Annotated in this window: 6 protein-coding genes; 1 reads left to right on the top strand and 5 read right to left on the bottom strand. The window is 49.9% G+C overall.

What is annotated here, in order from left to right:
* Positions 1-229 precede the first annotated feature (229 nt).
* Entirely contained in the window at positions 230-1,090 is an 861-nt protein-coding gene (locus tag CHH67_RS21490) for a CYTH domain-containing protein (protein WP_095267435.1), read from the top strand.
* Positions 1,091-1,288: 198 nt separating this feature from the next.
* Here the strand turns inward: CHH67_RS21490 and CHH67_RS21495 are convergent, their stop codons facing one another.
* The 5 genes from CHH67_RS21495 to CHH67_RS26585 all read right to left on the bottom strand — a co-directional run.
* Positions 1,289-1,852, bottom strand: coding sequence for an MOSC domain-containing protein (locus CHH67_RS21495; RefSeq protein WP_095267431.1), 564 nt, complete (start codon positions 1,850-1,852; stop codon positions 1,289-1,291).
* A gap of 420 nt (positions 1,853-2,272) precedes the next feature.
* Positions 2,273-2,731, bottom strand: a complete 459-nt coding sequence (locus tag CHH67_RS21500; protein WP_095267432.1) for a DIP1984 family protein — start codon at positions 2,729-2,731, stop codon at positions 2,273-2,275.
* Positions 2,732-2,905: 174 nt separating this feature from the next.
* Entirely contained in the window at positions 2,906-3,109 is a 204-nt protein-coding gene (locus tag CHH67_RS21505; protein WP_141235856.1) for a hypothetical protein, read from the bottom strand.
* A 22-nt stretch (positions 3,110-3,131) separates the two neighbouring features.
* On the bottom strand, positions 3,132-3,686 hold the full coding sequence (locus CHH67_RS21510; protein WP_095267434.1) for a hypothetical protein: 555 nt from the start codon (positions 3,684-3,686) through the stop codon (positions 3,132-3,134).
* Positions 3,687-4,034: 348 nt separating this feature from the next.
* On the bottom strand, positions 4,035-4,371 hold a 337-nt coding region (locus tag CHH67_RS26585; protein ID WP_218832069.1), incomplete at its 5' end, for a hypothetical protein.

The following is a 4,371-nucleotide window of genomic DNA, read 5'->3' on the forward strand; positions in this document are numbered from 1 at the left end:
TCTGAGCTTCCTGAAGTTCCCGAACTTCCCGGACTCCCCGAGCTCCCCGGACTTCCGGCAGCATCTTGGGCACCATTCCTGCCAAGTCCGAGATTAACAATAATTGGAGTATGCCATTCAAAAATTCTATGGAAATTTGATGCATTTCCCCCTTCCTTTTAACAGCGGTCTTGTACTTCACCTTTACAGTGAACATGTATTCAATAATTCAAAGGAGTGGTGGATAATGATGAAAACATGGAAACGCATGACGCTGGCAGCGATCGTTGGTGTCACGGCATGGGGAAGCGTGCTCGCAGGTACAGGACTCGAGTCTGTATCAGCCGCACCGAATGCGGTGCCTTCGTATGAGGTGAAATTCAGCGCAAGACCAGAAGCGGTATTAACCCCGGACCGGCAGGTTCGCCCGGAAGTCATTCAACAGCTGGGCGTCTCTTCAACGCCACTGGCAATTGGTGTTGCCTATTTCGATACCGATGATCTTGCCCTGAATGAACAAGGCTGGAATGTTCGTTTCCGCAAGAAAGCAGATAAGAACAACTACGAATTGACTTTCAAAAAGCGGTATCCGATCATCAACGGAGACATTGATGCTGCGCTGACTTTGGCGAACAAAGAGGGCTTTGACTCCTCCGATGACAATTACGAGGCTGAAATCGACTGGGGCTACAGCCGGCAAACTCTCAGCTTCTCCAACGAGAAGAAAGTCAGCGTCAATATGGCGGGTCCTCAGCTGCCATCCGAACAAGTGATGCTCTCCCATCTGTTGGACAAGCTGCCTGGCAAGCTCAATAAATGGTCTGCTCCAAACTGGGGCAAGCAAATGCTGTCTCAGTCCCGCTCTTATGGACCGGTGGTATTCGACCGTTACGAGGGGCAATGGCAAGGGGTGAAGATGACTCTCGAAGTATGGCCGATTCGCAACAGCAGCGGTACAGGTACCGAGGATTTCATCGAGGTTTCCTTTAAAACTGCTGATCGCAATGTAGCAACCCGTCTTCGTGCCGAGTTGCTGGAGCTGCTCGAGTCTAACGGCTGGCTGCTGCCTGGCGACGACTTGAAGACCCAACTGATCCTCGAGCGGTATTAATGATCGGCGAGGAATACTGACTTCGCGGTCATGTCTGCATGCAGTAAATCATAGAGGCTGTCCCTTAGCGGACAGCCTCTATATCATTTTGACAGAATTCATTTTTCAGTTGACATACATGGCCGCCAAAGGGAGTGAACACAGGCTGAACTTGCTTCATAGCAGCACGTTTTTTTGCCCCTCACTTGGATGCCTATCTTACACTCGTTCTAGCGGCCGAAATGGTTCAGGCGGGAGCTCAACTCGGATGGGATCCCCTGCTCGTATTTCTCCCCCAACTAGCACGATAGCCATGACGCCAGCCTTTCGAACAAGCTTCCCATCCGCGTCTTTATCTAAAACGGCACTCAACAGTCCTGGCTGAAAGTTGTCGATCTGAGCACAAGGATTGCGCAGTCCTGTGATTTCAATAACCGCGGATTCGCCAATATACAGCTTTGACCCTGTTGGCAAATCAAGCAAATGAATCCCGCGGGTCGTTATGTTCTCACCCATTTGCCCGGGCTCAACGTGAAAACCAGCCCTCCCTACTTCGTCGAATAACTCCGAATGAATTAAGTGCACTTGCCGCAGGTTCGGTTGATCCGGGTTTTGCGCCACTCGTGAACGATGCTTCACAGTCCCTCCCATGTGGGCATCACCTTCCACTCCCAGACCAGCAAGTAAGTGGATCGTCGTTACTACCTCTTTGCTAAAAGTATGTGTTGCACTTCGACTGACTGACATCACTTCTCCGACTTGAGAAACAAGGCTTGTCATCATGATATTGCACCTCCATTCCATGAAAAAGCACGTCCACCACTACAACCAAAGTCTTCTTTAACTCCATTATATGTGGATTCATAACAACCTTGCAGTCCCCGGCGTATATCTATGGTTGGACACTAAGTGCCCTTACCCGCAGCGGTGCTGCCATCAGCAAAAAAGGATGCCTGCAAATCAGGCATCCCTTGTTCTGCGTTGAGTTAAGCTAAACCCCTTGCCCACCCTCAACAATTTATAGCCAACACACGGTAGTTACATTTAAGAATACACTGTACTTACATGCTGAATCGCAATCTTGTTACAGTACCGGGCTAACTTTAATAGTGTCAGACATGGCCCTGCGTCCAACGATTCGGAGGTCCAATTTTCCCTATTGGCAGGGTTGTGTTCACCTCTATAAATTGTTTACCAGCTTAACTATTCAACCAGATTAATGGTCCAGTTCTTTTCCTGGATTTTAAAATCCAGCTCCCGGTATTCCTTCGATAAACGATCAATCTCGCTTTGGATTTTTGGAATGTCTACGGTGGCCTGGTACCTTACCTCAGAGCGGCTATATCGATCCTGCCGGATGGACGCATGCTCCAGTAATTCATCGAGAATCTTTCGCTTTTGCATCACACTGTCCCGTTCCGCTAAGACGTCTGCAATGGTTCTGTTTTCATCAAATGGGGTGAGCGAATTTGTTTTGTTGATGGACATAATTAATACCGTTAATTGATTTATCGTCTCATTCAGCTCTTGAAGCAGCAATTCAGGCTTCTCGGCAGGCTCATCCCCTTCTTGGACTTTGACAACACGTGAAAGCCGCTCTCTCAGCTGCGAAATTTTCCGCTGACAATCCACACGCAACACTAAAGCTTCTGCAAGTTTCATCGAACTGTACCTCCTTAGGTATACCGATACTGATAACGAATAAGTTTAGGCGCCTCTCCCACGTCATGCTCACAGGCGCCGCTGCCGATTTCCCTGAAGCCTATTTTTTCAAACATTCGTCTGGATCTTATGTTCGTTTTCCGGAACTCGCCCACTGCTTCCTTACAAAAACCTTCATCGCTCCATCCGCCGCCCCTTCGCTCGTCTGTACACCCTAGAGCTAACCACCACCAGCACGAGCGCTGCCACATTACAAACGACCGTAACCATGCTCAAGCTCCCGATCTCAAAATAGCGAATCACATTGCTGATCAGAAACACGAGAAAAAGAAAGCTTGAGAGTATGAGCGTCAGCTTTTTATCTTGTTTATCCCTCATAGCTCCCCTTCCCTGCATCCGTCTATAATATGTACTTCTCCTTAATATACTTCATATGCTCTTCAAATTCCTGCCAAAATTGTCCATACTGTCCTTCAAACAGCTCCATGCCGCCCGCGTCCACATCCTTGCCGATATAAAAATCAGATGCCTGCTCGGCAAACGCATACACGATGGTGGCATATTCAGCGAGTGGCAGTGTAACGGCAAGATCTCTGTAATCCACATGATCATTTTTAACAAAGTGGCTCAACGTCACTTCATCCCCGTTCAGCGTCACATTCCACTTGATGTACGAAGAGCAGAAGAGCATGTACGCACCGCAGCAATTAATCAATGTTTCCTCTTTGATTCCTTCCGGATAGTACCTCGGCGGGGCCGCTAGAGGATTGGGGAATCCGTACCTTACCGTCCGCATTAGAGCAAGGGCGGCTTCATTAATGACCCAGTCACCGTCGTCCTCGCTTGAGATCATCACATCATTCACCTTTAAGTAAATCGGACCGTGGGAGCAGGGCTCCTCAAGTTCTTGAGTCAGGAAATGCTGATGCACAATTTTCAATTCAAAGTGGCCCATATCCATCTCCTTTGCTCATATCAACCCGGTCTCCTGTAAAGGTAAAGGGGCCCAGCCAAAGGGACCCAGCCGCAAGCTGTGATGCACCCTAACGCGCAATAAATTGGGACAACTATGAATTGGATAGATTTATCTCCGGTTCCTGTTGTCTCCTCTTATAAGAGTATAACGAACCGCGATGGATGAAAAGTGTAAAATAACACGTCTTCACTTCGGGAGTGACCGCGGCCTATATTGCTGCTTATTCCTTGCCGTTTCGCAAGTTGGAACAGCCCCACCTGATCAAGGTTGGGGCTGCTTGAGATCCAGGGCGGGGCGGGTTGAGCCGGATTCAGGTCAACCGCTCCTCTATTCACCACCGTCTATCGCTTGGCGATCGATTTTGTACTTGCGCCTGGCTTGGCACGGATTCACTTTACGTTTGCCCCGCTTCATCTTCAGCTTGCGTCTGGCTTTGCATATACTGCGCTTGCGCCGGACCCGGTACCGCTTACGTTTCCTTCTCCGCCGCAGGCGCCTCTGTAGCTCCGAATGTGCTGGCGGGCTAGCCGGAACTCCGGTTTCGGGTGATCGTGCTTCACCCGGACCTGGAATTTCGGGAGATTCCGGCGGTCCCGCGGGTCCAGGCGGGCCGGGAGGAGTCACTGGCGGAGCGCCCGGCGGTCCTGGGGGAACAGGCGGGGCT

The sequence above is a fragment of the Paenibacillus campinasensis genome (assembly GCF_002272015.1).
Taxonomy (GTDB): Bacteria; Bacillota; Bacilli; order Paenibacillales; family Paenibacillaceae; genus Paenibacillus_AQ; species Paenibacillus_AQ campinasensis.

Bases quoted from the DNA above. Each gene is read 5' to 3' on its own strand.
- CHH67_RS21495 (WP_095267431.1), bottom strand. From the start codon at position 1,852: ATGATGACAAGCCTTGTTTCTCAAGTCGGAGAAGTGATGTCAGTCAGT.
- CHH67_RS21500 (WP_095267432.1), bottom strand. From the start codon at position 2,731: ATGAAACTTGCAGAAGCTTTAGTGTTGCGTGTGGATTGTCAGCGGAAA.
- CHH67_RS21505 (WP_141235856.1), bottom strand. From the start codon at position 3,109: ATGAGGGATAAACAAGATAAAAAGCTGACGCTCATACTCTCAAGCTTT.
- CHH67_RS21490 (WP_095267435.1), top strand. From the start codon at position 230: ATGAAAACATGGAAACGCATGACGCTGGCAGCGATCGTTGGTGTCACG.
- CHH67_RS21510 (WP_095267434.1), bottom strand. From the start codon at position 3,686: ATGGGCCACTTTGAATTGAAAATTGTGCATCAGCATTTCCTGACTCAA.